This is a genomic window from Flavobacterium channae, assembly GCF_021172165.1.
GTDB lineage: Bacteria > Bacteroidota > Bacteroidia > Flavobacteriales > Flavobacteriaceae > Flavobacterium > Flavobacterium channae.
The window spans coordinates 1,709,094-1,733,996 of sequence record NZ_CP089096.1 but is presented as its reverse complement, the minus strand read 5'-3'; the positions used below and the strand labels follow the sequence as shown (position 1 = coordinate 1,733,996).

Below are 24,903 nucleotides of genomic sequence, written 5' to 3'. Positions count from 1 at the left end.
ATTTAAATAATTGAAATTTTAGATTTATTTGTAATTTATTATTTGCTTTTTGGGATTTGTGAAACGCTAAAATACAACATTCAAAAAAATGATTCTGTTAATGACTTGTTATTTGTTTCCCATCAATATTAAAGCGAAAACAGAATAGTTTATCATATCTTGATAATTGGCATCAATCCCTTCAGAAACCAATGTTTTTCCTTTGTTATCTTCAATTTGTTTAACGCGTAATAGTTTTTGTAAAATTAAATCGGTTAAACTACTTACTCTCATATCGCGCCAAGCTTCACCATAATCATGGTTTTTATTTTCCATTAACGCTTTAGTTTCCGCAATTTTTTGGTTGTACAATTCAATGGCTTCATCTGCTGTCATGTCAGGTTGTGTAGCTACACCTTTTTCCATTTGAATTAAAGCCATTGCGCAATAATTGATAATTCCAATGAATTCCGAAGTTTCATCTTCATCTACTTTTCGAATTTCGTTTTCTTGTAAACTTCTTATTCTTTGCGCTTTTATAAAGATTTGATCAGTTAAAGAAGGCAAGCGTAAAATGCGCCAAGCAGTACCGTAATCATGTGCTTTTTTAGAAAATAAATCGCGACAAATCGCTATAACTTTATCATATTGTTGAGAAGTATTCGACATTATTTACTTTATATTTGTGTGATAATTTTCAAAAGTAATGAATTAAGTCAAAAAGGAAAAGTCAAAAGGAAAAAGAAATTAAATTAATATGAACATCAATTGCAACGGAATATTAGTTGATTTATCGACTCCTAAAGTAATGGGAATTTTGAATGTGACGCCTAATTCGTTTTACGATGGTGGAAAACATAAAGAGATTAATTCTATTATTCATCAGGTGGATAAAATGTTGACTGAAGAAGCTGATTTTATTGATATTGGTGCTTATTCGAGTAAACCAAGTGCTGAGTTTGTTTCCGATTCCGAAGAAATTAATCGTCTGTTGCCAATTATTAACGAATTGGTTGCTACTTTTCCTAATATCATTTTATCGGTTGATACTTTTAGAGCTAATGTTGCCAAAGCTGCTGTTGAACATGGAGTTGCAATTGTGAATGATATTGCGGCAGGTTTATTAGATGATAAAATGTTGGAAACCGTTGCCGAACTAAAAGTTCCGTATATCATGATGCATATGAGAGGAAATCCTCAAACCATGCAAAGTCTTGTGGAATATGATGATATTGTAAAAGAAATGATATTCTATTTTTCGGAACGAATTAGCAAGGCAAGAAGTTTTGGGATTTCTGATATTGTAATCGATCCAGGATTTGGATTATTTGCTAAAACATTGGAACAAAATTATGACGTTTTAAATAAATTAGAATTGTTTTCAACTTTAGAATTGCCTTTGTTAGCAGGAGTTTCAAGAAAATCGATGATTTATAAAGTTTTAGAAAACACACCTCAAGATGCACTAAACGGAACAACTGTTATCAATACAATTGCTTTGCAAAAAGGAGCTAAAATCCTACGTGTTCATGATGTAAAAGAAGCGGTTGAATGTGTAAAATTAATTAACAAATTGAATAAATGATAAAGAAAATAGTGGCTGTTGCGGCCTTAATTAGTTTGTTTTCATGTAATAATGAAGAAGTGTTGTTACCTCAGGAAAATGTAAGTGTTTTAAAAAATATAGAAGATCATTCGCCTATTTATATGTTTTTTAAAACAGAAGAAAATAAAGACAACAGTGAAAAACTAGACACAATTGTAGAAGTTAACCGAAAAAATTCAATTGCCTCAACAAATTGGGTTTTCAATATCGATAAGCGTTTGCCTTTAAAATTGGTTATTCCAGAGGTAATGAACTTACAAGAAAAAAAGAAATCGAGTTCGCATTCAAAAGCAGGCACAATGAATGTTTTTACGTATTCGGATAGTGTGGCTAAGAATTTGGCTTTTTTCCCATTTACAGATGTTCAATTTAAGTATAGAAAGCATTTTTCAAAGTTTTTTATCAAAAAACATGCAGAACATTTTAGAAACTACCACAATTTTACTGTAAACTTCAATAAAGACAATAAAATTACAGTAGATGGAAATGACGTTGCGCGTGAAGATTTCATTAGTTTTATTAGAGATTTTGCTGATTTCACAAGTGATGGGAAAATTACAATGTTGCATTTGAATTTTGATAATCGATTGACTTACGAACAATACATTAAGAACAAAATTTTGGTTTGGAAAGCAACAAACAATGAAATTCAAATTTCAACTTTTGAATTTGTTTATGATGAAAAGAAATTGCCTGAATGTAATTGTAAGTTGTAAGTTGGGAGTAGGGAATCTAACTTATAAATAAGGTAATTATAATGAAGATAAATATTGTAATAACGATGGTTCTATTTCTTTTTAGTTTTTTTATCAATGGACAAACTCGAAGTGTTAATGGTAAAGTAATTTCTGAGGATTTAGAGCCACTAGCAGGTGTACAAATTAGAAATTCTGATAATGAACTTCTTGGGGAAACAGATTTTGATGGTCAATTCAAAATTATTATTTCTGGTAAAAATGATACTCTTTGTCTAGATTTTATTGGAATGGAATTTACTGAAATAAAATTGAAAGAAGATTGCAATAATGTTGAAATCATAATGATGTATTATGTAATTTATGATTTTATTTCGTCAAAAAAGATCGACAGACTACGAAAAAAAAGATATAAAAAATTGAATGAAAAACACTTATTTGCAACGGATAAGGGAATTTTTCAGTATAAACATAGCTGTTATATTAGAAATTTTAAACAACTTCAACTAGATTAAGACAGAAAAGGTAAGTAGTTTAAAAATAAAATAGTAAATAATAAATCAATTTATCGCTCAGTTTTTACTATACATTCCAATTCAGAAGAGCATTTTTATTGGCAAAATTAACTTTTACCCTTTTCCTTTATCCTTTTACCTTAATTATTACTGATGATGATACGGTTCGTTTCTCAAAATCGTAAATCCTCTATAAATTTGTTCGATTATAAATAAGCGTACCATTTGATGTGAAAAAGTCATTTCAGATAGCGAAACTTTTCCTTGTGCTTTTTGGTAGACAGTTTCACTAAAGCCATAAGGACCACCTATTACAAAAACTAATGTTTTGATTCCGGCGTTCATTTTCTTTTGCAAAAAGTCGGAAAAACCAACACTACTAAATGTTTTACCATTTTCATCCAATAGAATTAACTGATCTGTTGGACCAATTTTAGATAAAATCAATTCGCCTTCTTTTTTTTTTTGTTGCGCTTCGGATAAATTCTTAACGTTTTTGATATCTGGAATAATTTCCAAATCAAATTTCACATAAAATGACAAGCGTTTTGTATAATCGTCAATTAATGTTTGTAAGGATTTATTATCAGTTTTACCGATAGCTATTAAGCGAATATTCATATGAGATATTTTTACAAAAGTAATAAGAAAGGATTTTATAAAAAAAATCACTCTAAAATGGAGTGATTTTGGTTTGTTCTTTATTTAATTTCTTCCTTTTCTTTCAAATCAACTTCGCAAGCATAAGAAAATAATTTTTCTTTCTTAATAATATCTGCAGTTCCTTCAGGTAACATATTTTCCCATCCGCTTTCGCCTTTGCAAATCATTTTAAGAACTTGTCTTGAGAAAATCTCTAAATTCTTTTCATCAAAATCTTTTATATCAATAACTTTTCCATTGAATTTAAAGAATTTATACAACTCTTTCATTCTTGGATGAACTTTTAAGTTTTCAGATGTAATGATAGTACCATTTTCATCTTTCATTGGATATAAATACACTTTTAAGTCTCTGTAGAATAATTTTCCGAATGCTTCTAAGATTCCACCAGATAAATGGCGATAGTATTTTTCGTCAAATATTTCAACTAAATTGTTTACTCCCATAGCTAATCCCATACGAGCTTTAGAATAATTAGAGAAATATTCTACTACTTTAAAGTATTCTTGAAAATTAGAGATCATTACGGTTTGTCCTAACTTACAAAGTAATTCTGCTCTGTCTAAGAAATCTCTTTCATCTATTTCTCCTTCAGCTTTAAGGTTAGAAAGGGTAATTTCGAAAACAACAAAAGTATTTTCTTTGTCTACTTTGTTTTCTTGTATGAACATATCATAAGATTTCTTATACATGTTCATATTTACCTTTGTTACTGGTCTAAAACTTCCTCTTAATGCTAAAATATTCTTTTTGTATAAAACTGCTGCAGGTAAAATGTTTTTTCCATCTGGACCAAACATTACGGCATCTGTCATTCCGTTTTTAACCAATTGTAAACTCATTAAACGATTGTCTACATTAGCAAAACGAGGACCTGAGAAGTTAATAGTGTCAATCTCTAATTGGTCTTTATCTAAATGATCGTATAAATAACGAAGTAATTTTTTTGGATCGTTGTATTTGTAGAAAGCGCCATAAATTAAGTTTACTCCTAAAATACCTAAAGTTTCTTGTTGTAATTTGGCATCGTTTTCTTTGAAACGGATGTGAAGAATAATTTCGTTGTAATCTTCATCTGGTTCAACTTGGTAAACGATTCCAACCCAACCATGACCTTTAAATTGTTTTGCAAAATCAATAGTTGCTACTGTATTTGCGTAACTAAAGAATAATTTATTTGGGTGTTTGTCTCTACTTAAACGTTGCTCTACAAGATTGATTTCATGGGTAAGCATTTTACGTAAACGACTTTCCGTAACATATCTTCCATCATCTTCAATACCATAAATGGCATCACTAAAGTCTTTATCGTAGGCAGACATTGCTTTCGCAATAGTTCCTGAAGACGCTCCGGCTCTAAAGAAATTACGAACAGTTTCTTGTCCAGCACCAATTTCTGCAAAGGTTCCGTAAATATTTTCATTTAGGTTTATACGAAGCGCTTTATCTTTTATTGATGGGATCTGTTCAATAACTTTATCTCCACGAACTTTAATATCTGTAACCATGCTTTTCATTAAAATATATTTTGGGGTACATTAGGAATAATAATCTCCATTGGCAAAGTTAATCATTTTATAAAAACAACCATAATTATTGTTATTTTTGTGCAAAAGTTACGATTGTGAAAATTTATTTTTTAGGAACCGGTACCTCGCAAGGAATTCCAGTAATTGGAAGTCATCATTCTGTATGCTTAAGTACTGATAAACGCGATACTCGCTTGCGTGTTTCTGTTTGGATAGAAACAGAGCAGAATTCTATTGTAATAGATTGTGGTCCCGATTTTAGACAACAAATGTTGAACTCTAAATGTCCTAAAATAGATGCGTTATTATTTACACACGAACATGCAGATCATACTGCTGGTTTAGACGATATTCGACCATTTTTTTTTAAACAAGGCGCTATTCCTATTTATGCGCATGAGCGAGTGTTGAAAAATTTAGAAAGAAGATTTGATTATATTTTTGAAACTGAGAATAAATATCCTGGTGCACCATCGATAATTGAAAACGAAGTTGTAAACAATCAATCTTTTAAAATAAACAATGAAGAGATAATTCCTGTTAATGCTTTCCACGGAAATTTGCAGGTTTTTGGATACCGTATTCAAGATTTTGTGTATTTGACTGATGTAAAGACAATGGAAGCTTCTGAAATTGAAAAAATAAAGAATTGTAACATTTTAGTGGTAAATTGTTTGCGAGAAGAGCCACATGCAACACATTTTAATTTAGAAGAAGTTTTACATTTCATATCTTTGGTGCGACCAAAGACGACATATTTAACGCACATCAGTCATTTATTTGGATTTCATGAAGAAATTGAAAGAAAATTACCAAGTAATGTGCATGTAGCTTTTGATAACCTTGAAATAAATATTTAAGACAATGAAGAACGTAATTTTGTATGCTTTAATCTTTTCGTTATTATTTAACATTTTCCAATATGTGAATTCTACTAAAATATTGGATGCAAAAGATAAAGAAGTTTTAAAAGTAAAAGACCATCTTAAAATTTCTAGAGATTCTGTCGCAAGCTTAGCTAATGCAAATTATTTTTCTTTAGAAAGTGACGAAGATGCGCAAGAATATTTTTATTCTAACAATTTAGATTATAAAAAAGTAGCGGTAAAAGTAAAAGAAGATCTTTTAACGTTAAACGAAAATAAAAAGGGAAACCCATTAGTTCCTTACGAACCTATTGATGGAATTCCTTTCCTAATTAATACTTCAAAAATTTTAAATCATCGTTGGATTATTGCAGAATTTTCATGTGGCGATTTATGGGGACAAGTATTAATAAAATATTTTGTTTCAGAAGGGAAACCAACTGATTTTGAAACTGTAGAAACGGTTTTATACGAAAGACAAAAGCAAGAGTAATTAAAAAACAACACAATGTCGACTACAACAACAAAAACCCAATTAGAATGTTATTTTGAAGAGTTTAGAAAGGAAATAATTGGAATTAATCAAACTTTTCAATCGCCTTTTGGTGAAAAAAATATTATCTACACCGATTGGACTGCAAGCGGAAGATTGTACCGTCCGATTGAAGAAAAAATAATGAATGAGTTCGGACCATTTGTAGCAAATACGCATACTGAGACTTCAGTTACAGGAACAGCTATGACAATGGCTTATCATGAAGCGCGTCATATCATTAAACATCATGTTAATGCATCTGAATCGGATATTTTGATCACTGATGGAACTGGAATGACAGGTGTTGTAAACAAATTTCAACGTATTTTAGGATTACGTATTCCTGAAAATTTAAAAGAGTTTACAGCTATTCCAAATGAAGTAAAACCAATTGTTTTTATTTCGCATATGGAGCATCATTCTAATCAAACTTCTTGGTTAGAAACTATTGCTGATGTTGTGGTAATTCCTGCTGATGAAGACGGCTTGTTTTGTATGAAGGAATTTAAAGAATTATTAGAACAATATAAAGATAGAAGTTTTAAGATTGCTTCGATTACATCATGTTCAAATGTAACAGGAATCAAGACGCCATATCATGAAGTTGCTAAATTAATGCACCAACATAATGGGGTTTGTTTTGTTGATTTTGCTTGCTCAGGACCTTATGTAAATATAAACATGCATCCAGAAGATGCAGAAAGTTATTTAGATGCTATTTTCTTTTCGCCGCATAAATTTTTGGGCGGACCTGGAACTTCTGGAGTTTTGATTTTTAATAAAAACTTATACAAAAATAATGTACCAGATTGTCCGGGTGGAGGAACGGTGAGTTGGACAAATCCTTGGGGCGGACATAAATATATTGATAATATTGAAGATAGAGAAGATGGTGGAACTCCAGGATTCTTGCAAGTAATGAAAACCGCTTTAGCGATTCAGTTGAAAGAAAAAATGGGAGTTCAGAACATTTTGGATCGCGAACATGAGATTGTAGATTATATTTTCGAAACACTTGATAATATTGATAATTTACACATACTAGCCAATCAGCATAAAGATCGTTTGGGAGTAATTTCGTTTTATATAGATGATTTGCATTACAACTTAGGTGTAAAATTATTGAACGATAAATTTGGAATTCAAACTCGTGGCGGATGCAGTTGTGCTGGTACTTACGGACATTATTTATTACACGTAGATCAGGAAACATCAAACGATTTGGTTTGTAAAATTTCTTCAGGCGATTTAATTCAAAAACCAGGATGGATTAGAATGTCGATACATCCTACAACGACTACTGAAGAAATTGAATTTGTTTGCGAAAAGATTAAAGAATTAGCGGCAAATCATAAAGAATGGGGAGTTGATTATGAATACAATCCTAAGACTAATGAGTTTGTTCATAAAGATGCTAAAACAGGAATAAAGGAAATGGTTCACAATTGGTTCCATATTTAATAAAAAAAGCTCAGTGTTTACTGAGCTTTTTCTTTTATATGTTTCCATCTTTTATGCGTCCAAAAGTAAAATTCTGGAGCTTCATATATTTGTTTTTCAACTTCTTTAATGAACTTACTCGAAACTGCAAATTCGGGTTCTGTTTTTATATTATCTGTAATCGGAATGAACGTAGCTTCATAATAACCTCGTTTCACCTTACTCACTTTCATATAAAGAACATTCATGTCTAAGTTTCTTGCTAAACTTTCTCCTCCCGTATGTATTGGAACTTCATATCCCATAAAACTATCCCAATGTTTAGCTCTTTGTTTAGCAGGTGTTTGATCACTAATAAATCCATAAACGCCAAGTATTCCATTTTGTTGATTTTCAGTTACCGTTTTAGTGGTAGATTTTGTATCGATTAAAACAGCATCAAAATGAGAACGAATGTCTTTTACTAACTTGTTAAAATAAGGGTTTCTGATTTTTTTATAAATACCAAATCCTTTAAAACTAATGTGAGTTCCTAATGCTATAGACCATTCCCAACTTGCATAATGTGCATAGAATAGTACAATACTTTTGTTTTTCTTTTCATATTCATGAAACAGTTCGATATTTTTGAAAACAAAGCGTTTTTGCATCTCTTTTTTAGAAATGGTTATTGTTTTAATCATTTCTAAAAACATGTCACACATATGACTATAAAATTTTCTTTCAATTGCTAAACGTTCTTTATCAGATAAATGCGGTAATGCAAGTTTGATATTGTTTCTTACTACTTTTTTTCGGTATCCAATAACACGATAAGTCAGAAAACAAACAAAATCTGAAAACAGATAAAAAACAGGGAAGGGAAGTATAGATATTATCCAAAGAATTGGATAGATAAGTATGAATAATAATAATTGCATTCTTTAAATTTTTTACAAATATACTTTTTTACTTGTAAGTAAATTTGACAAAGTATTCCTAAATTTACAAAAAATAAAGACATGAACATTATTTTGTTATCACTAATCGTTATAAATGTGTTAGTTAGCTATAAAGCCATAAATGATACTTATTTTTTTAGAAAATATGAATTTCACATTGGTAGTATCAAATCAGGCGAACAGTTACGTATAATTACTTCAGGTTTTTTACATGTTGATTTTCAGCATTTGCTTTTTAACATGCTAACGCTTTATTTTTTTGCGCCTTATGTAATTTACAATTTGAATGTACTTTATTTCCTTTACATTTATTTTGGAAGTTTAATTGCTGGAAATTTGCTTACTTTTTATTTTCATAAAAATGAATATTCATATCGTGCCGTAGGAGCATCTGGAGCTGTAACTGGTGTTATTTTTAGTGCAATTTTATTAGAACCTAATTTGTACATGTATGGTTTTATTCCAGGTTATGTTTTCGGATTTGCTTATATGCTATTTTCCATCTATGGAATGAAAGCTAAACGGGATAATATTGGTCATGTGGCGCATTTTGGTGGAGCAATAGGTGGTTATATAATTACGTTGTCAAAAATTCCTCAATTGATAACTACAGAACCTGTAACTGTTGGAGCTTTATTAATTCCTATAGTAGTGTTATTTTTTCTTCAAAAAATGAATAAATTATAAGATGTTCGATTTTGGCATAGTCCTTGAATACATACAATCTAAAATTTAAGATTATGAAAAAAATATTTTTAGTATTAACGTTAGTTACAGCAACAATGTATGCACAAGAAGTAAAACAAGTACCACAAATTAGTGTTTCGGGAGAAGGAAAAATAAAAGTTGTTCCAGATGAAGCTATAATTACAGTTGCGGTAGAAAATACAGGTAAAGAATCCGCTGAAGTTAAAAAGAGCAACGATGAAGTTGTGGATAAAGTTTTAAAATTGATAAAACAAAAAGGAATTCCTACTTCAGACTATCAAACCCAACGAGTTAATTTGTATAAAAATTACGATTACAATACAAAAAAATACAACTATGTTGCCAATCAGACAATCTCAATTCATTTAAAAGATTTGTCAAAATATGATAAGTTGATGATGGATTTAGTAGATAGCGGTATTAATGCAATTCAGGGTGTAGAATTTAAATCGTCTAAGATTAAAGATTACGAAAGCCAAGCTCGTAAGAAAGCGATGTTAGATGCCAAACAAAAAGCGGAAGATTATGTCTCTGTTTTAGCAGGTCAAAAAGTAGGGAAGGCGTTAGTTATTTCAGATAATTCGTTTACCAATTATCCAAGACCGGTTTATGCAGAAATGAAAACTAGAGCAATGGATGGAGCTTCAATGCCAAAAGAAACATTAGCGATTGGAGAAATTGAAATAGTTTCAAATGTTACCGTTTCGTTTGTTTTAGAATAAACTAAAAGAATATAAAAAAAGCCAGAATATTTGTTCTGGCTTTTTTTATTATACTTAAAAATGGCGAGTAGCCATAAACAGCTTATTAAGGTTTAGTTTTAACGGTCTCGGCTATGAGTAGTTGCGTGGTTTAGCACTTAACTGTGCAAGTACACACCAAACTGAAAATCCGCGAGGATTTTCAGAAGTAGGCGAGAACAAGCAATTACTTATAGCCATTGTTGTGGTTAGTGTTTTTTATTTATTTACTTAATTTTAAAATTCTAAAAGCTCCTTGAATTACCAAAACAAAAACGATTGTTCCGATAATCAAATCAGGTTTGCTTGAACTCAACCAATTTACCAAAAGTCCTGCTGTAATTACTCCTAAATTGATAATCACATCGTTTGAAGTGAAAATCATACTTGCTTTCATATGAGCATCTTCCTTACTTTTTGACTTTTGTAAAATGTAAAGGCAAATTCCGTTTGCAATAAGTGCAAAAATCGAAACAATAATCATTGTCGAAAAGTTGGGTAGTTTCTCGTCTCTGAAAAATCTCCTTAAAACTTCTACAAATCCAATAATTGCAAGTGTTATTTGAAAATATCCAGCAAGTTTGGCAATCCGTTTTTTCTTTATTACTGTTCCGCCAACCGCAAACAAACTAATTCCATAAACAAAACTATCTGCAAGCATATCTAAACTGTCTGCGACCAAACCCATTGACTTTGAGATTATTCCTGTTGTCATTTCGATTAGGAAAAATGCGAAATTTATTCCGAGGACAGTCCAAAGTAATTTTTTTTGATTTGCATTTTCATTAAATTCCGTTTGGTCAGTTTGTGCAGTCGAGATTTTCTTTCCGCCTAAATTCAGTTCGATAACTGATTTTTCGATTTGGTCAGTTTCTCCGCTGTGAAAAACGGTCAGTTTTCGGTTGGGAATGTCAAAGTCCAAATTCGCAATACTTGGAATTCCGTCCAATTTCATTCGGATTAGATTTTCCTCTGAAGGACAGTCCATTTTAGTAATCTCAAATATTGTTTTATTCATTTAGTTTCTCGGTTTTTTTACATTAACGTGTTGCAGCTTGGCAAAGTTGCGACAATTAATTAGTTACGTTAACAAATATACCGAAAAGTTTGAAAGAAAAAACCTCACTTCGAAGAAGAATTGCAAACACCGGTGCTCACTGATAAAAACTGACCTAGCAATTTTGCCAAACTGCTGTTATACATTGGTTGCCGCCCAAAATATTTAAAAACACAAAGTTTTCACATTCCAATTTTCCGGTTCTGTTTTTTGCGTTCCAATTGGCGCGAAAGGAGCGAAGGGAAATTAGCTTTTTAGTTTTTTTAAACAACACTTAAAATTCAAAAAAAACTAAAATGCTAATGCGCGCTGGCATTCAAGAAAGCGCGTGATTTGTTATGTGTGTGGATTTTTCTTCCACACTTATAACAAATTTAAGATAGACTTGATTTCAACGATTTGCGTACTGAATTTCCAGTTAGTTATTCCGGTTAGTTTTTCCGGTTAGTTTTTCCGGTTTGCTTTTCCAGTTTCTTTTTCAAATTGAATTTTTCCACAAAGAATTTCCAATTATTTTTTACTGCAATTTTTTAAGATTTCGATTCCAGTTCGTTGCATTAAGTTCCTGAATTTCCGCGCAGTTGGCAACTAATGTATAACGTTCTGTGGCTTGCTCTCAGTGGCGTTGCACCAACACCAAGCCATTACAAATATAACAAAACATTCCATTCAGCAGAGGATTTTCCGTAGGAAAATCCGGAAGTAGCCATTGAAGCAAACCGCTGTTATCTCTATAATAATTCTGCAAGTACCCTTTTGCACTTAAAGTACTGTATTTATTGACTTTATAAAAAATACTAAAGCAAATTTAAGCATAAAAAAGCATCAAAATACTTGATTTGTTGTACCAATTGTTGTACCTTAGTACTCCGTTGCACTAGAATGAAACACTAGTAAAATCAATACTTTCACTCGTTTTCACCGCTTTACAAATATAGTACAACATTTCTAATATTCTATAATTATGGCATCCATTAAATTAATACTACGCACCAATCAGAAAGATCAAACAGGTAAAAGCCCTTTGTACATTAGAATTATAAAAGATAGAAAAACGAAATTTATCACTGCCGGACTCAAACTCAAAGAAAGTGATTGGGATGAAGCAAAGCAGAGAGTAAAGAAAAGCTATCCTAATAGCGCGCGAATGAATGCTGCACTTGCTCAAAAAATTGCCGATGCTGAAGGACAAATTGCCGACATGGAGCGTAAAGTAAAAACCGTTTCCATTAAAAAACTAAAGGAAGCCATAAAAGGAAAAGAAGTACCAAATTTCTTCGAGTATTCAAGAAAGCATTGTGAACGAATCAGAAACAACGTTTCCATTTCAACCTATAAAAATTACCATGCCTATTTAGATAAGTTCGAAAAATGGGTAGGAACCAAGGAGGTTTATTTTGATGACATTACAGTTTCATTATTAATGGACTATATGAGTTATCTAAGCAACGAACTAAAAAACGGAAATACAACACAACGTTATTCGATTATGATTTTGGCGATTATGTTTAAAGAAGCTATCAAAGAAGACTTAATTCCTGAATACATGTATCCGTTTAGTAAGTTGAAATTAAAGAAAGACCCAAGCAGAAGACAGTTTTTAAAGAAAGAGCAATTCGAAGCGATTATCAATTATAAACTAGATGAAAAATCAAAAGCGAGTGTATATCGCGATATGTTTATCTTTTCAATTTTCGCTGGAGGATTACGATTCAGTGATGTATTAGAATTTCAAGTAAAACACTTCAATGAAGAAGAAAGAAGAATACAAAAAGTAATTCGCAAAACAGGAAGAATGCATCAGTTTAAAATAGGGCAGTTAGCATTGGACATCATCAACAAATACAAAAAGGAAAATGCAGAACAAGATGACTTTATATTCCCTGTAATCACAAATAAAGAGCTGTATTTAAAGAATGATGAATACCGTTATACTTTTATTGAAAGTGCCAATAAAGCAGCTAATTTTCAATTACAGCGCATAGCAAAGAAATTAGAAATTCCAGTAAAAGTAACATTTCACATAAGCCGCCATACCTTTGCAACCAATGCTTTAAATAACGGAATGAGAATTGAGCACGTTTCAAAACTAATGGACCACCGCGATATTAGCACAACCCAGGTATATGCTAAAATCATTTCAGAAGAATTAGACAAAGCGGTTGACAACTACATCTACTAAAACAGAACGAGAGTAATTACTTCAAAAAATTACTCTCGTTTTCTTTTTCGAAGGTAAATTTTATCCTTTTTTACTCCTGAATTCCAAAAACCTAGCAAATACAAGCCCTCGCAATTTTGTTGAAAACTTGTACGAAAAACAACGCAAAGCGGTACTGAATTTGTTCTAATTTTAGGCATCCCAAATATTAAAAAAAATCCAAAATCATATTGAAATCAACTTGAAGTATACCTGAACTTCAAGCAACTATACCATTTCAAGTAGTGACATTGGAAAAAGTGTAACCAAATAACAAATAATGAACAAATTTAACACCGGCAAAAAACGTGAACTTGAAAGGGCAAAACATCAAAAAATCATTATTCTCAGAATGGAGAACTATCGACACAGCACAAAGTGCAGCTTCTATTTTTGACATTACGCACGACCAGGAACCCACACTGGAAAACTATTGTATTGCTTTACTTGAAAAAGTATTTACAATCCCACAATCCCAACTACCCGAATTCATTAACTACCAACTCCAAATTGCCCAAGACGGAAACACTTGGTTAAACAAGTTCGAAAAATTATTAGCCAACAATGAAGAACTATTCTTTAGTCAAAAGGCATTGAGTAGATTCAATAAATTGTACAACATAATCGAGAAAAAACGAACAGAGCTGCAATCTTCGAGCATAAAAGAAACCAAACAAAGTACTCCAAAAAGGTTAATCAATGCCGAATCGGAAGATCGTTATTTTTCATTTTTTGAAATCAAACAACAGGTTGAAAAAATGGAATCCTTCAATGATCAAATTTTATTTTTAAACGAAGAAATTTTCGAATACCGACAAGCCGACATCATTTCAATAAACAGTAAACTACATTCTTATGACCAACAATGCGTTCAGTTGATTGAAAAATTACAAACGCTTCGCAAAATGCGTTCGGAAATTGAGAAAGAAAAAGAACTAGAACTGGAGAAAAAACTAATAACTAAAAAACTAAAATTTAACGGAAACCTAAACCAATTAGTAGATATATTCTACCAACTAAGTCGCGAACTATTTGTTGATGGAAAATCATTTATTGATGCTTCCAATGGCGACATAGTAAATATGATCGTCAATAACTTTATCGACAAAGACAACAACGAAATAAGTCCCCAAACAGTCGAAACCATCCTCAAACCATCACGAGGCGATAAACGACCAAAGACCCACAAACGAATAGACCTCGATAACTTCCTCTAAAAAATAATAGTCCCTTGGGACCCGTTTGGGACTAAGGGACTTTTTTTTACTTCACAATTTTGCTCCATAATCTTTTAAAAACCACGAAAATGGAAGCAATTATTTTAACAAAAGACCAGTACAATGACTTAATGGCAAAATTAGATGCAATTCAAAGCCAACTAAACACCAAGCCAGACCCAAAGAAAGAAACCTTCTTAGACAATCAAGAGTTCATCATGCTGATGAAAATCTCCAAACGCACAGCACAAACCTGGAGAGATGAAGGTAAAATCTCATTCAGTCAAGTAGGAAGCAAAATCTACTACAAACTTTCTGACGTTGAAAAACTACTACAAGAACACTACAACAAATCATTCAAAGGAAAATAGTATGAAATCGCAACTTAACAACTGCTTTTTTATAAAAAAAAATCCAATAAAAATAAAGCGATTCTTTATGACAATTAAAAAATCAAATAAAAACTACCATAAAAAAAAATGTAATGGAACATGTGAGGTATGTGACTGTAAAACAGGAACAACCACTAAGACTTTTCACTAATCACTTTTCACTCAAACATGATAACAATCTTCAAAAACTTCAACGAAGTAATAGAACACAAAACAATTCCCGAAATCCTGCACGAAATCAAAACAGGAAAGTACAGACCAGGGATAACCTATTTGCGTAAATCATTAGCCGAAAACAAACTAGAAGCCTATGAAAAAGCCAAAAAATCATTACCTGCATTCACACCTTCAGGAAAATTTGTAGGTGGAAGAAAAATGGAATTTTTGGAAGCATACTCCAATTTCATAATCCTAGACATCGATAAATTAAGTCAAACCGATTTACAAAACGCAAAACATAAAGCCAATCAATCTGAATACACCTATGCAAGTTTCATAAGTCCATCAGGCAATGGATTAAAGATTTTAGTAAAAGTAAACACCACAAAAGAAGACCATAAAGAAACCTTTTTAGCCATCCAAAAACACTATGAAACCCTATTAAACCATGAAATAGACAAATCCGGAAAAGACATAACCCGACTATGTTTCTACTCATTCGACGATAACCTCTATCATAACGAAGCTGCAAAGACATTTGTCACAGGAGAGCAAAATGAAATGCTGTCATCCCGAGCGGAGTCGAGGGGCGAGATGCGTTTGAGTGCAACAAACTCAAATCAATCTAGTCACACTGAGCCTGTCGAAGTGCGACAAACCGACAACCAACAACCGACAACGGAAAACAGCGAAGCTGTTTATAACCACTGCGTTCGTTTCACCGAAAAAAAAGTGCAATACGTGACAGGTAGCCGAAATGTATTCGTACACCAACTCGCGTGCAACCTAAACCGAAAAGGCATTTCATTAAACGAAGCACTAAGCTTCATACTAACAGACTTTGGCTATGACGAAAAAGAAGTAACACAAACAGTACACAGCGCCTACGGAAACATTCACGAATTTGGAAAAGATGAATACTTTGAAAAGAACAGAAACACTAAAAGTAAATCAAAAAACGCTGTCATTCCGAGCTATGCCGAGGAAACTCCTTCCAAGAAGGCTAACATCGATGAAATCGATGATGACAAACCAAAACCAACCCAAATCGACCGATTAGAATTATTCCTATCCACAAGATATGTATTTCGGCACAACATGGTTTCAGGCAAGTTAGAGTTTCAATATTTCGGTAAAAAGAAATGGCATGTAATGAACGACTTTATAGAAAACTCAATGCTTCGCGAATGTTTAAAAGGAAGAATCAAAACAAACCTTTCTTCTTTGCGAAACCTATTGTATTCCGATTTCTGTGAATTATACAATCCATTCGAAGATTACTTTTACAATCTACCATCGTATGATGAAAAAACAGACTATATTTTAGAATTAGCAAACACGATAACCACTACAAAACAAGAACTTTGGCAAGAGTGTTTTAAAAAATGGATGGTAGCAATGGTCGGTTGTGTATTGGATGACAAAGTAATCAATCACACGGTAATTGTATTCAGTGGAAAACAAGGATTAGGAAAAACCACTTGGGTAGAAAAGCTAGTCCCTAGAAAATTAAAAGAGTATTTGTTCTCAGGAACCATAAACCCAAACAACAAAGACACTTTAGTACAGCTATCAGAATGTATGTTGATTAACCTGGACGAATTAGAAAATCTAAACCGTTCCGAAATTGGTAGCTTAAAAGAAATCATCACAAAGACACAAATCAGAATGAGAAAAGCCTACGGACACAACAACGAAACTATGCCAAGACGCGCATCATTTGCCGGAAGTGTCAACACAGCGCAATTCTTAAACGACAGTACAGGAAGCAGACGATTCCTTTGTTTTGAAGTGGAAAACATCCAATACCAACACGAAATCAATATTGACAATGTATTATCCCAAGCCTTGTATTTATTTAAAACAGGATTCAGACATTGGTTCGACCAAGAAGAAATCAAAAACATCACAGAAAACAACGAACAATACCAACTACGAAGCCCAGAAGAAGAATTGCTTTTAACATGGTTTGAACCTTGCGATAGAGAAAAGGCAAATGCATTTTTAAATGCTTCACAAATAGCAGCTAAACTAGCAGAAAGAGCAAAAATCACTATTAACGACGGAACAATAAACAAAATCGGAAAAGCTTTAAAAAAGCACAATTTCACAAGACTAATGCGAAAAGGAAGTCCAGTCTACGCAGTAAAAGAATTTACCTACGAAGAAGTAGATCAAACCAACCGACAATCCGAAATCTAAACTCAAAAAAATCAAAAGTGGTAAACGAAAGTTGCCACTTTTTTTTCTGCAAACTGACCACCGAAAACTGAACACTAAAAAGAGGGTGTAAGGGGTGTAACCAAATTTCCACACAAACATTTTGAGTTTTTTTACTGTTCAAATTTTCTAGCAACATCAGTACAATCAAAAGCAAATCAATAAACTACTAAGTGTAGTTTGCACCCAATTCCTCGAATAAATCCGTTTTTTTTATTTTCAAAAAAATAAAAATCTTTTACACGTTTTTTCCCTACACCCTACACCCTGCTTTTTTTTTCTTTAATTTTCATTATTTTTTATTCAAATACGGTTTTCCTCATTTTTCTTTCAATTGCTTTTAACTATATTTACGAATTAATAAACTTACGAAAATACAATGGCCAATTTCGAGCAAACATTCAAAAACATTGACGACTTACTATATAAAGATTCAGGAGCAGATTCAGAAATCGATTACATCGAGCAAACCTCTTGGGTATTGTTTTTAAGATACTTAGACAGTTTTGACAAAAACCGCGAAGACGAAGCCATACTAGAAGGAAAAAACTATACAGCTATTCTAGAACCAAAATTCCAATGGGAAACTTGGGCAGCGCCTAAAAATGAAAAAGGAGAAATCGACATCCACAAAGCACTAATCGGACCCGATTTAGTAAAGTTTGTAGAATTCGAATTATTCCCATACCTAGCAAGTTTCAAAGAAAAACACATCGATAACCCAAAAACCATCGAATATAAAATTGGCGAAATCTTCTCCGAGCTGAGTAACAAAATCAAATCGGGGTATAACATGCGTGAAATCATCAACATGGTCGACGGTTTACCATTTGGAACCAGTGTAGACAAACACGAACTATCGCATTTGTACGAAACCAAGATTAAAAACATGGGCAATGCCGGTCGTAATGGTGGACAATATTATACACCACGACCATTGATTCGTGCGATGATAAAAGTAATGAACCCGAAAATTGGAGAAAAAATATACGATCCTGCCTGTGGTTCTGCAGGTTTCTTGTGTGAAGCGTACGAGTATTTGTATGAGAAAATGGAAAAAACAGCTGCCAATTTAGAGCAGTTACAAGACAATACGTTCTTCGGAAAAGAAAAGAAAAACTTAGCCTACATCATCGGTACGATGAACATGATTTTGCATGGCATCGAAGCACCAAACATTGTGCACACCAATACCCTTGGCGAAAACATACGCGACATTCAAGAAAAAGACCGTTACGATATCATCCTAGCTAATCCACCATTTGGAGGAAAAGAACGTATCGAAGTGCAACAAAACTTCGACATCAAAACAGGAGAAACGGCATTCTTGTTCATGCAACATTTTATTAAGTCATTAAAAGCTGGCGGTCGTGCAGCGGTAGTCATTAAAAATACGTTTTTAAGTAATACCGATAACGCTTCGGTAGCTTTACGCCAACACTTATTAGAAACCTGTAATTTGCACACCATACTCGACATGCCTCAAGGAACGTTCTTAGGGGCAGGAGTTAAAACAGTAGTGTTGTTTTTTACCAAAGGCGAACCTACAAAAAACATTTGGTACTATCAGTTTGATGCCGGTAGAAACTTAGGCAAAAACAACCCATTAAACGATGCTGATTTAGAAGATTTTCTAAAACTGAGCGTGTCGAAGCCCGAAACCGAAAAGTCTTGGAACCTCTCAATTGCAGCGTTGTCATCTCGAGCGGAGTCGAGAGGCGAAGTGTCTAATTACGACTTATCCGTTAAAAACCCAAACAAACCAGAAGAAGCTCCACTACGTGAACCAGCACTAATTTTAGAAGAAATGCAAACACTAGACGAAGAAACCAATGAGATTTTAGGAACTTTAAATGAGTTGGTGTAATATGAAATGGGAAAAAGAAAAGTTAGGTGAAATTTGTGAAATATTAGATAACAAAAGAAAACCTATATCTAAAAATAAACGAATAGCTGGGGAATTTCCATACTATGGTGCGACAGGTATAGTAGATTATGTAAATGACTTTATCTTTGATGAAAGGTTAGTTTTAGTTGGGGAAGATGGTGCAAAATGGTGTTCTGGTGATAACACTGCTTTTATTGTAGAAGGTAAAGTTTGGGTGAATAATCATGCACATGTTTTAAAACCAAAAAATAATTTAATCGACAGCTATTTGGTTTATTACCTTAATCATCGTGATTTATCTGATTATATAACTGGCTTGACTGTACCTAAACTTAATCAGGAAAAATTAAGAAGTATTCCAATACCATTACCTTCTCTCGAAGAACAACGCACTATAGTAGCCAAACTCGACCAAGCTTTTGCAGCCATAGATCAAGCCAAAGCCAACATCGAAAAAAACATCGCCAACGCTAAAGAATTGTTTCAATCTAAATTGAATCAAATTTTTTCTAAAAATACTCTAAGCACTGAAACTGAAAATAACGAGGGTTGGCAGATAAAAACATTAGGAGAATTGGGTAAAGTTTCAATGTGTAAAAGAATTTTAAAAAATCAAACATTACCAAAAGGTGATATCCCATTTTATAAAATAGGAACATTTGGAAAAGAACCTGATGCATATATTTCTAAAGAAATTTTTGAAGAATATAGTACAAAGTATTCCTATCCAAAAAAAGGTCAAATATTGTTATCTGCATCTGGAACTATTGGAAGAACAGTAATTTTTGATGGTAAACCTTCATTTTTTCAAGATTCAAATATCGTTTGGATTGATAATAATGAGGATAAAGTTTTAAATGATTTTTTATACCATTTCTATAAAGTTTGTGATTGGAATCCATCAAAAGGAGCAACAATTTCAAGGTTATATAATGATGATTTGAGAAGAATTAAAATTTCATTTCCCAATATTGAGGAACAAAAACGATTAATTCCTCAAATCGAAAAATTACAAGAACAAACCAATCTATTAGTAACCAAATACCAACAAAAACTAGCCAATCTAGAAGAACTCAAAAAAAGTATTTTAGAGAAAGCGTTTAAAGGGGAGTTAAGCACTAAAGAAATAGAAAAAGTGTAATGGAAGAAAATAAAAACATAGATAAAAAATCACTCAAATTCCTTAAAGGGAAAAATACGGATTGGGATGAATTAGCTAAAGATTGTGTTAGTTTTGCGAATGCACAAGGCGGTTTTATCTATATTGGAATTGAAGATGCAGCTACTTTGCCACCAGAAAAACAAAAAATAGTAGATAGAAACCAACCGGATATTATTCAAAAAAACATAGCACAAAGAACCATTAATGTTAGTGTTGCGGTAACTATTGAAACAGCAGAAAACAAAGCCGAATTTTTAAAAATTCAAATTTTTAGAAATGCACAAACCATTGCTTCAACTACTGATGGTAAATATTATGTAAGAGTTCATGACGAATGTAAGCCCATACCACCAGATGAAATGGCACGCTTAGCTGCAGATAGAAATGCCTTTGTTTGGGAAGAACAAATCACTAAGAAAGTGCCAGCTTCTCAATTTGATGAATCAAAACGTATAAATTTCATAAGAGAGGTTAGAAATTCGCAGCGGGTTAGTTCATTCATAAAGGAAATGAGCGATGATGAAATTCTAGATTTTTATTTTATTCAAAAAAATGGGTATTTAACCAATTTAGGTATTCTTTGGATTGGTAAAAGAAACGACAGAGCTTCATTATTATATCCTCCTGCTATTCAGGTTATTCGTTTTGATGATAAAGATGAAAAAGTTTGGAAACTATTATTAGATGATTATTTCGCCAATCCAAAAGAACTTCTAGAAAAAGTACTAAACGATGTGCCAGACTGGCAAGAAAGTGTCGAAGTATCTGAAGGAATGTTCAGAAAAAACATTCCTTTTTTCCCTATTGAAGTAGTGCGAGAATTAGTGGTTAATGCTTTGGTTCATAGAACATACACCACTAGAGGTGATGTTTTTATAAATATATACCCTGACAGAATGGAAATTCATAGTCCAGGTAGATTACCTTTTGGGGTTACACCAAAAAACATTTTAAGCCAATCAATAAGAAGAAATGAACATTTATCAAAAGTTTTCTACGATTTAGGTTTGATGGAAAAAGAAGGCAGTGGTTATGATTTAGTATATGCAAAATTACTAGGTTCAGGAAAACCATTACCAACCGTTATTGAAACAAATGAAAGAGTAACTGTAATTGTAAAAAAACAATTCGTGAGTAAAGAAGTGGTTCGATTAATGGATAAAGCAAGTAACGAATTTACTTTAAAACAAAAAGAATTAATTTCTTTAGGTCTTTTAGCACAGCAACAATCCTATACAGCTCTTGAAATATCCAGCATCTTAAATCAAAATGAAGAAGTTGGTTTAAGAAACTGGTTAGGTCGATTAATTGATTTAGAATTAGTTATTAAAACAGGAAAAGGAAAAGGGACACAATATGCCGTCAATCCTGAATTTATCCGTAAAATTAATTTTAAAGGCAAAACCAATTTAAAAAATATCGAAGATTATCGATTAGAAGAATTAATCTTTAAAGACCTAACAGCCTATCCAAATAGTGCATTTAGTGAAATACATCAACGAATAGGACTAGAAATTAATAAGCACAAAGTTCGTAGAATGTTGAAGCAAATGGTTGATAATCGTCAACTAAAGTCTGATGGCATTAAAAAGTGGTTGAGATATTCTATTGAGCAAAACATGTAAGTAAATCGAAAAATGCTCAATAAAATGCTCAATAAAAAACATAAGGTAAAAGAAATAAAATAATAAGTACTTATAAATCAAGGGATAAAAAAGATGTTTTTATAAAACATTATAAAGGTGATTGTATTGAGTACTTTATAAATATTATAACAAAAATGAGAAACGAATCCGAAACCCGTGCCGAATTAATTGACCCACACTTGCAACAACAAGGTTGGGCGGTTATTCCTGAAAGTAGAATTCGCAGGGAATATCCCATTACAAAAGGTCGCCTTATTGGAAGTGGCAAACGTGCCATGCCAGATAAAGCCGATTACATTCTGCAATTCAACAATCGTAATGTAGCTGTTTTAGAAGCAAAAGCAGAAGGCTGCTACTATACTGAAGGTTTGGCACAAGCTAAAGATTACGCTACTCGTTTAAATTTGAGATATGCCATTTGTACTAATGGTGTAAAATATTACATGGCAGACCTTCAAGGAAAGGAAGGAGACATTACAGAAGTACCTACACCAGAACAATTATGGGAAAAGTTGTATGCAGTAGAACAAAAGAAAAACCAAGATGCCTTTAATTGGGAACAACGCTTTTTCAATGTACCCTTCGAAACCAAAGGAGGAAGTTGGGAACTACGATATTACCAACAAAATGCCATCAATAAAGTATTAAAAGCGGTCGCAAACGACCAAAAGAAAATACTAATCACATTAGCAACAGGTACAGGAAAAACCGCCGTAGCCTTTCAAATTGCATGGAAATTATTCCAAGCCAAATGGAACATCAACAAAGATGGAATCCGTAGCCCAAGAATTTTATTCCTTGCCGATAGAAACATTTTAGCCGACCAAGCCTTTAATGCTTTTGGTGCTTTTGAAGATGATGCATTAAAGAGAATTAAACCATCAGAGATAAAAAAAGAAGGAAAAGTTCCCACAAACGGAAGTATCTTTTTTACCATTTTCCAAACCTTCATGTCAGGAGAAGAACCAAATTTCGGTCAATATCCTAAAGACTTCTTCGACTTTATTATTGTAGACGAATGTCACCGTGGTGGTGCCAATGACGAAAGTACCTGGAGAGCTATTTTAGAATATTTTGAACCCGCAACCCAATTAGGGTTAACAGCTACACCAAAACGTGATGTAAACGGCGATACCTATAAATACTTTGGCGAACCAGTTTCTGTGTATTCATTAAAAGAAGGAATCAACGATGGGTACTTAACACCATTCCGAGTAAAACAAATTCAAACCAATATCGATGAATACCAATTCACTTCAGATGATGATGTAATATCGGGAATGGTCGAAGAAGGAAGAGAATATACAGAAAGCGATTTCAACAGAATCATAACCATAAAAGCCAGAGAAGAATACCGAGTAAAGGAATTTTTGAAAATGATCAATCAAAATCATAAAACCTTAGTTTTCTGTGCTACCCAAGACCATGCTTTAGCGGTAAGAGATTTAATCAACCAACACTGCGAAAGTAAAAACCCTAATTATTGTCAAAGAGTAACAGCAAACGATGGTGAAATAGGAGAAAAACATTTAAGAGATTTCCAAGACAACGAAAAATCGATACCTACAATCCTTACGACCTCGCAAAAGTTAAGCACAGGTGTAGATGCTCCCGAAATTCGCAATATCGTATTAATGCGACCGGTTAACTCTATGATTGAGTTCAAGCAAATTGTAGGACGAGGAACTCGTTATTTTGAAGGGAAAGATTACTTTACTATTTACGATTTTGTAAAAGCCTACAAACATTTCAATGACCCAGCTTGGGATGGTGAACCACTTGAACCAGAACCAAAAGAACCTCGAGGACCATTAAAAGAATGTTCCGTTTGCGGTCAAAAACCATGCATTTGTCCAAAACCAGATAAAGAACCATGTGAAATGTGCGGCTACATCGATTGCCGTTGCGACAATCAAAAAGAAATAATCGAAGTAGTATTATCAGATGGAAAAGTACGTCAGTTACAATCTATGACAACTACTACTTTTTGGAGTCCAGAGGGTAAACCCATTACAGCAACAGAATTCTTAAAAACACTATACGGTTCAATTCCTGATTTATTCAATTCAGAAGAAGATTTAAAAACACAATGGAGTGTACCAGCAACAAGAAAAAGTTTATTAGAACGACTTTCTGAAAAAGGATTTACAAAAGAGCAACTATCAGAATTTCAAAAAATACTGCATGCAGAAAACAGTGACATATACGATGTATTATCTTATGTAGCTTACCAATCAGAAATTCTGGAAAGAGAACAACGAGCGGCTAAAATGAGAGAACATTTCAAAGAGTTAAATGCCAACCATCAAGAATTTTTAGAATTTGTATTAAACCAATACATACTAAACGGAGTTTACGAACTAGACGATGAAAAATTAGGAACATTCCTCCAATTAAAATACAAAACCATCGCTGATGCCAAACCAATCCTTGGAGATTTAAAAACCATCAGAAATAATTTTATAGAGTATCAAAAGTATTTATATGTTTAAATGAAATAAATCAATGAAGAAGGAAATTACTGTCCAAGTTGTAGAAATAAAACCTTGGCTTTTAGAATTACAATGATTTAGATAAAGTGATTTAATTACCTCATTCAGCTGCACAAAAATCGCTCCTAGCCTGTGCCGATAGCTATCGGTATCCAAGTATTCCTAGCACAATGCTGCCGTTTGCTTCATAGCCTGTCCTGAGTTAAATCGTAGGATTAATTAACAATAATAAAAAGTTTAGTTACTGGAAAAT

21 protein-coding genes are annotated in these 24,903 nt (G+C 32.7%); 16 read left to right on the top strand and 5 right to left on the bottom strand.

The window, feature by feature from the left end; genetic code table 11:
* Positions 1-108: 108 nt before the first annotated feature.
* Complete coding sequence (locus LOS89_RS08015) at positions 109-648, bottom strand: DUF1599 domain-containing protein (RefSeq protein ID WP_231834758.1); 540 nt, start codon at positions 646-648, stop codon at positions 109-111.
* Positions 649-736: 88 nt separating this feature from the next.
* Here LOS89_RS08015 and folP point away from each other — a divergent pair, with 88 nt between their 5' ends.
* From folP to LOS89_RS08000, 3 genes are read left to right on the top strand one after another with little or no spacing between them, the layout of a single operon-like run.
* Positions 737-1,564, top strand: a complete 828-nt coding sequence (gene folP / locus LOS89_RS08010) for a dihydropteroate synthase (RefSeq protein WP_231834757.1) — start codon at positions 737-739, stop codon at positions 1,562-1,564.
* The gene (locus tag LOS89_RS08005) at positions 1,561-2,301 is read left to right on the top strand and encodes a hypothetical protein (protein ID WP_231834756.1); all 741 of its coding nucleotides are present in this window, start codon (positions 1,561-1,563) and stop codon (positions 2,299-2,301) included. The genes folP and LOS89_RS08005 overlap by 4 nt, the downstream gene beginning before the upstream one ends.
* A gap of 41 nt (positions 2,302-2,342) precedes the next feature.
* Entirely contained in the window at positions 2,343-2,795 is a 453-nt protein-coding gene (locus LOS89_RS08000; protein WP_231834755.1) for a hypothetical protein, read from the top strand.
* Between the two features lie 147 nt (positions 2,796-2,942).
* Here LOS89_RS08000 and rlmH read toward each other — a convergent pair whose 3' ends face one another.
* Both rlmH and LOS89_RS07990 read right to left on the bottom strand, forming a co-directional pair.
* A complete protein-coding gene (gene rlmH / locus LOS89_RS07995) occupies positions 2,943-3,416 on the bottom strand; it encodes a 23S rRNA (pseudouridine(1915)-N(3))-methyltransferase RlmH (RefSeq protein ID WP_231834754.1) in 474 nt (157 codons plus the stop codon).
* A gap of 80 nt (positions 3,417-3,496) precedes the next feature.
* Complete coding sequence (locus LOS89_RS07990; RefSeq protein WP_231837050.1) at positions 3,497-4,966, bottom strand: TonB-dependent receptor; 1,470 nt, start codon at positions 4,964-4,966, stop codon at positions 3,497-3,499.
* A gap of 116 nt (positions 4,967-5,082) precedes the next feature.
* On the opposite strand from LOS89_RS07990, the gene LOS89_RS07985 reads away from it, so the two are divergent.
* Genes LOS89_RS07985 through LOS89_RS07975 form a run of 3 tightly spaced genes read left to right on the top strand, consistent with a single transcriptional unit; the run spans position 5,083 to position 7,849 of the window.
* Positions 5,083-5,847: an MBL fold metallo-hydrolase gene (locus LOS89_RS07985; RefSeq protein WP_231834753.1), complete on the top strand. Its 765-nt coding sequence runs from the start codon at positions 5,083-5,085 to the stop codon at positions 5,845-5,847.
* Between the two features lie 4 nt (positions 5,848-5,851).
* Entirely contained in the window at positions 5,852-6,346 is a 495-nt protein-coding gene (locus LOS89_RS07980; protein ID WP_231834752.1) for a hydrolase, read from the top strand.
* Positions 6,347-6,361: 15 nt separating this feature from the next.
* The gene (locus LOS89_RS07975) at positions 6,362-7,849 is read left to right on the top strand and encodes an aminotransferase class V-fold PLP-dependent enzyme (protein ID WP_231834751.1); all 1,488 of its coding nucleotides are present in this window, start codon (positions 6,362-6,364) and stop codon (positions 7,847-7,849) included.
* 17 nt (positions 7,850-7,866) lie between these two features.
* Here LOS89_RS07975 and LOS89_RS07970 read toward each other — a convergent pair whose 3' ends face one another.
* On the bottom strand, positions 7,867-8,748 hold the full coding sequence (locus LOS89_RS07970; protein WP_231834750.1) for a lysophospholipid acyltransferase family protein: 882 nt from the start codon (positions 8,746-8,748) through the stop codon (positions 7,867-7,869).
* Between the two features lie 81 nt (positions 8,749-8,829).
* On the opposite strand from LOS89_RS07970, the gene LOS89_RS07965 reads away from it, so the two are divergent.
* Both LOS89_RS07965 and LOS89_RS07960 read left to right on the top strand, forming a co-directional pair.
* Positions 8,830-9,456, top strand: a complete 627-nt coding sequence (locus LOS89_RS07965) for a rhomboid family intramembrane serine protease (protein WP_231834749.1) — start codon at positions 8,830-8,832, stop codon at positions 9,454-9,456.
* A 53-nt stretch (positions 9,457-9,509) separates the two neighbouring features.
* A complete protein-coding gene (locus tag LOS89_RS07960) occupies positions 9,510-10,199 on the top strand; it encodes an SIMPL domain-containing protein (protein ID WP_231834748.1) in 690 nt (229 codons plus the stop codon).
* 241 nt (positions 10,200-10,440) lie between these two features.
* On the opposite strand, the gene LOS89_RS07955 is transcribed toward LOS89_RS07960, so the two are convergent.
* Positions 10,441-11,235: a cation efflux transmembrane domain-containing protein gene (locus LOS89_RS07955; RefSeq protein WP_231834747.1), complete on the bottom strand. Its 795-nt coding sequence runs from the start codon at positions 11,233-11,235 to the stop codon at positions 10,441-10,443.
* 1,003 nt (positions 11,236-12,238) lie between these two features.
* On the opposite strand from LOS89_RS07955, the gene LOS89_RS07950 reads away from it, so the two are divergent.
* The 8 genes from LOS89_RS07950 to hsdR all read left to right on the top strand — a co-directional run bounded on the left by LOS89_RS07950 (position 12,239) and on the right by hsdR (position 24,650).
* The gene (locus tag LOS89_RS07950; protein ID WP_026724923.1) at positions 12,239-13,456 is read left to right on the top strand and encodes a site-specific integrase; all 1,218 of its coding nucleotides are present in this window, start codon (positions 12,239-12,241) and stop codon (positions 13,454-13,456) included.
* A 326-nt stretch (positions 13,457-13,782) separates the two neighbouring features.
* Complete coding sequence (locus tag LOS89_RS07945) at positions 13,783-14,691, top strand: hypothetical protein (RefSeq protein ID WP_231834651.1); 909 nt, start codon at positions 13,783-13,785, stop codon at positions 14,689-14,691.
* Positions 14,692-14,780: 89 nt separating this feature from the next.
* Positions 14,781-15,062, top strand: a complete 282-nt coding sequence (locus LOS89_RS07940; RefSeq protein WP_153200096.1) for a helix-turn-helix domain-containing protein — start codon at positions 14,781-14,783, stop codon at positions 15,060-15,062.
* Positions 15,063-15,251: 189 nt separating this feature from the next.
* Positions 15,252-17,444 carry a VapE domain-containing protein gene (locus tag LOS89_RS07935; RefSeq protein ID WP_231834746.1) on the top strand — a complete coding sequence of 731 codons (2,193 nt, stop codon included), beginning with the start codon at positions 15,252-15,254 and terminating at the stop codon, positions 17,442-17,444.
* A 397-nt stretch (positions 17,445-17,841) separates the two neighbouring features.
* Positions 17,842-19,329, top strand: coding sequence for a class I SAM-dependent DNA methyltransferase (locus LOS89_RS07930; protein WP_231834745.1), 1,488 nt, complete (start codon positions 17,842-17,844; stop codon positions 19,327-19,329).
* Between the two features lies 1 nt (position 19,330).
* The gene (locus LOS89_RS07925; protein ID WP_231834744.1) at positions 19,331-20,491 is read left to right on the top strand and encodes a restriction endonuclease subunit S; all 1,161 of its coding nucleotides are present in this window, start codon (positions 19,331-19,333) and stop codon (positions 20,489-20,491) included.
* Entirely contained in the window at positions 20,491-22,137 is a 1,647-nt protein-coding gene (locus tag LOS89_RS07920) for an ATP-binding protein (protein ID WP_231834743.1), read from the top strand. Before LOS89_RS07925 ends, LOS89_RS07920 begins: the two co-directional genes overlap by 1 nt.
* A 155-nt stretch (positions 22,138-22,292) precedes the next feature.
* A complete protein-coding gene (gene hsdR, locus LOS89_RS07915; RefSeq protein WP_231834742.1) occupies positions 22,293-24,650 on the top strand; it encodes an EcoAI/FtnUII family type I restriction enzme subunit R in 2,358 nt (785 codons plus the stop codon).
* Positions 24,651-24,903: the final 253 nt, after the last annotated feature.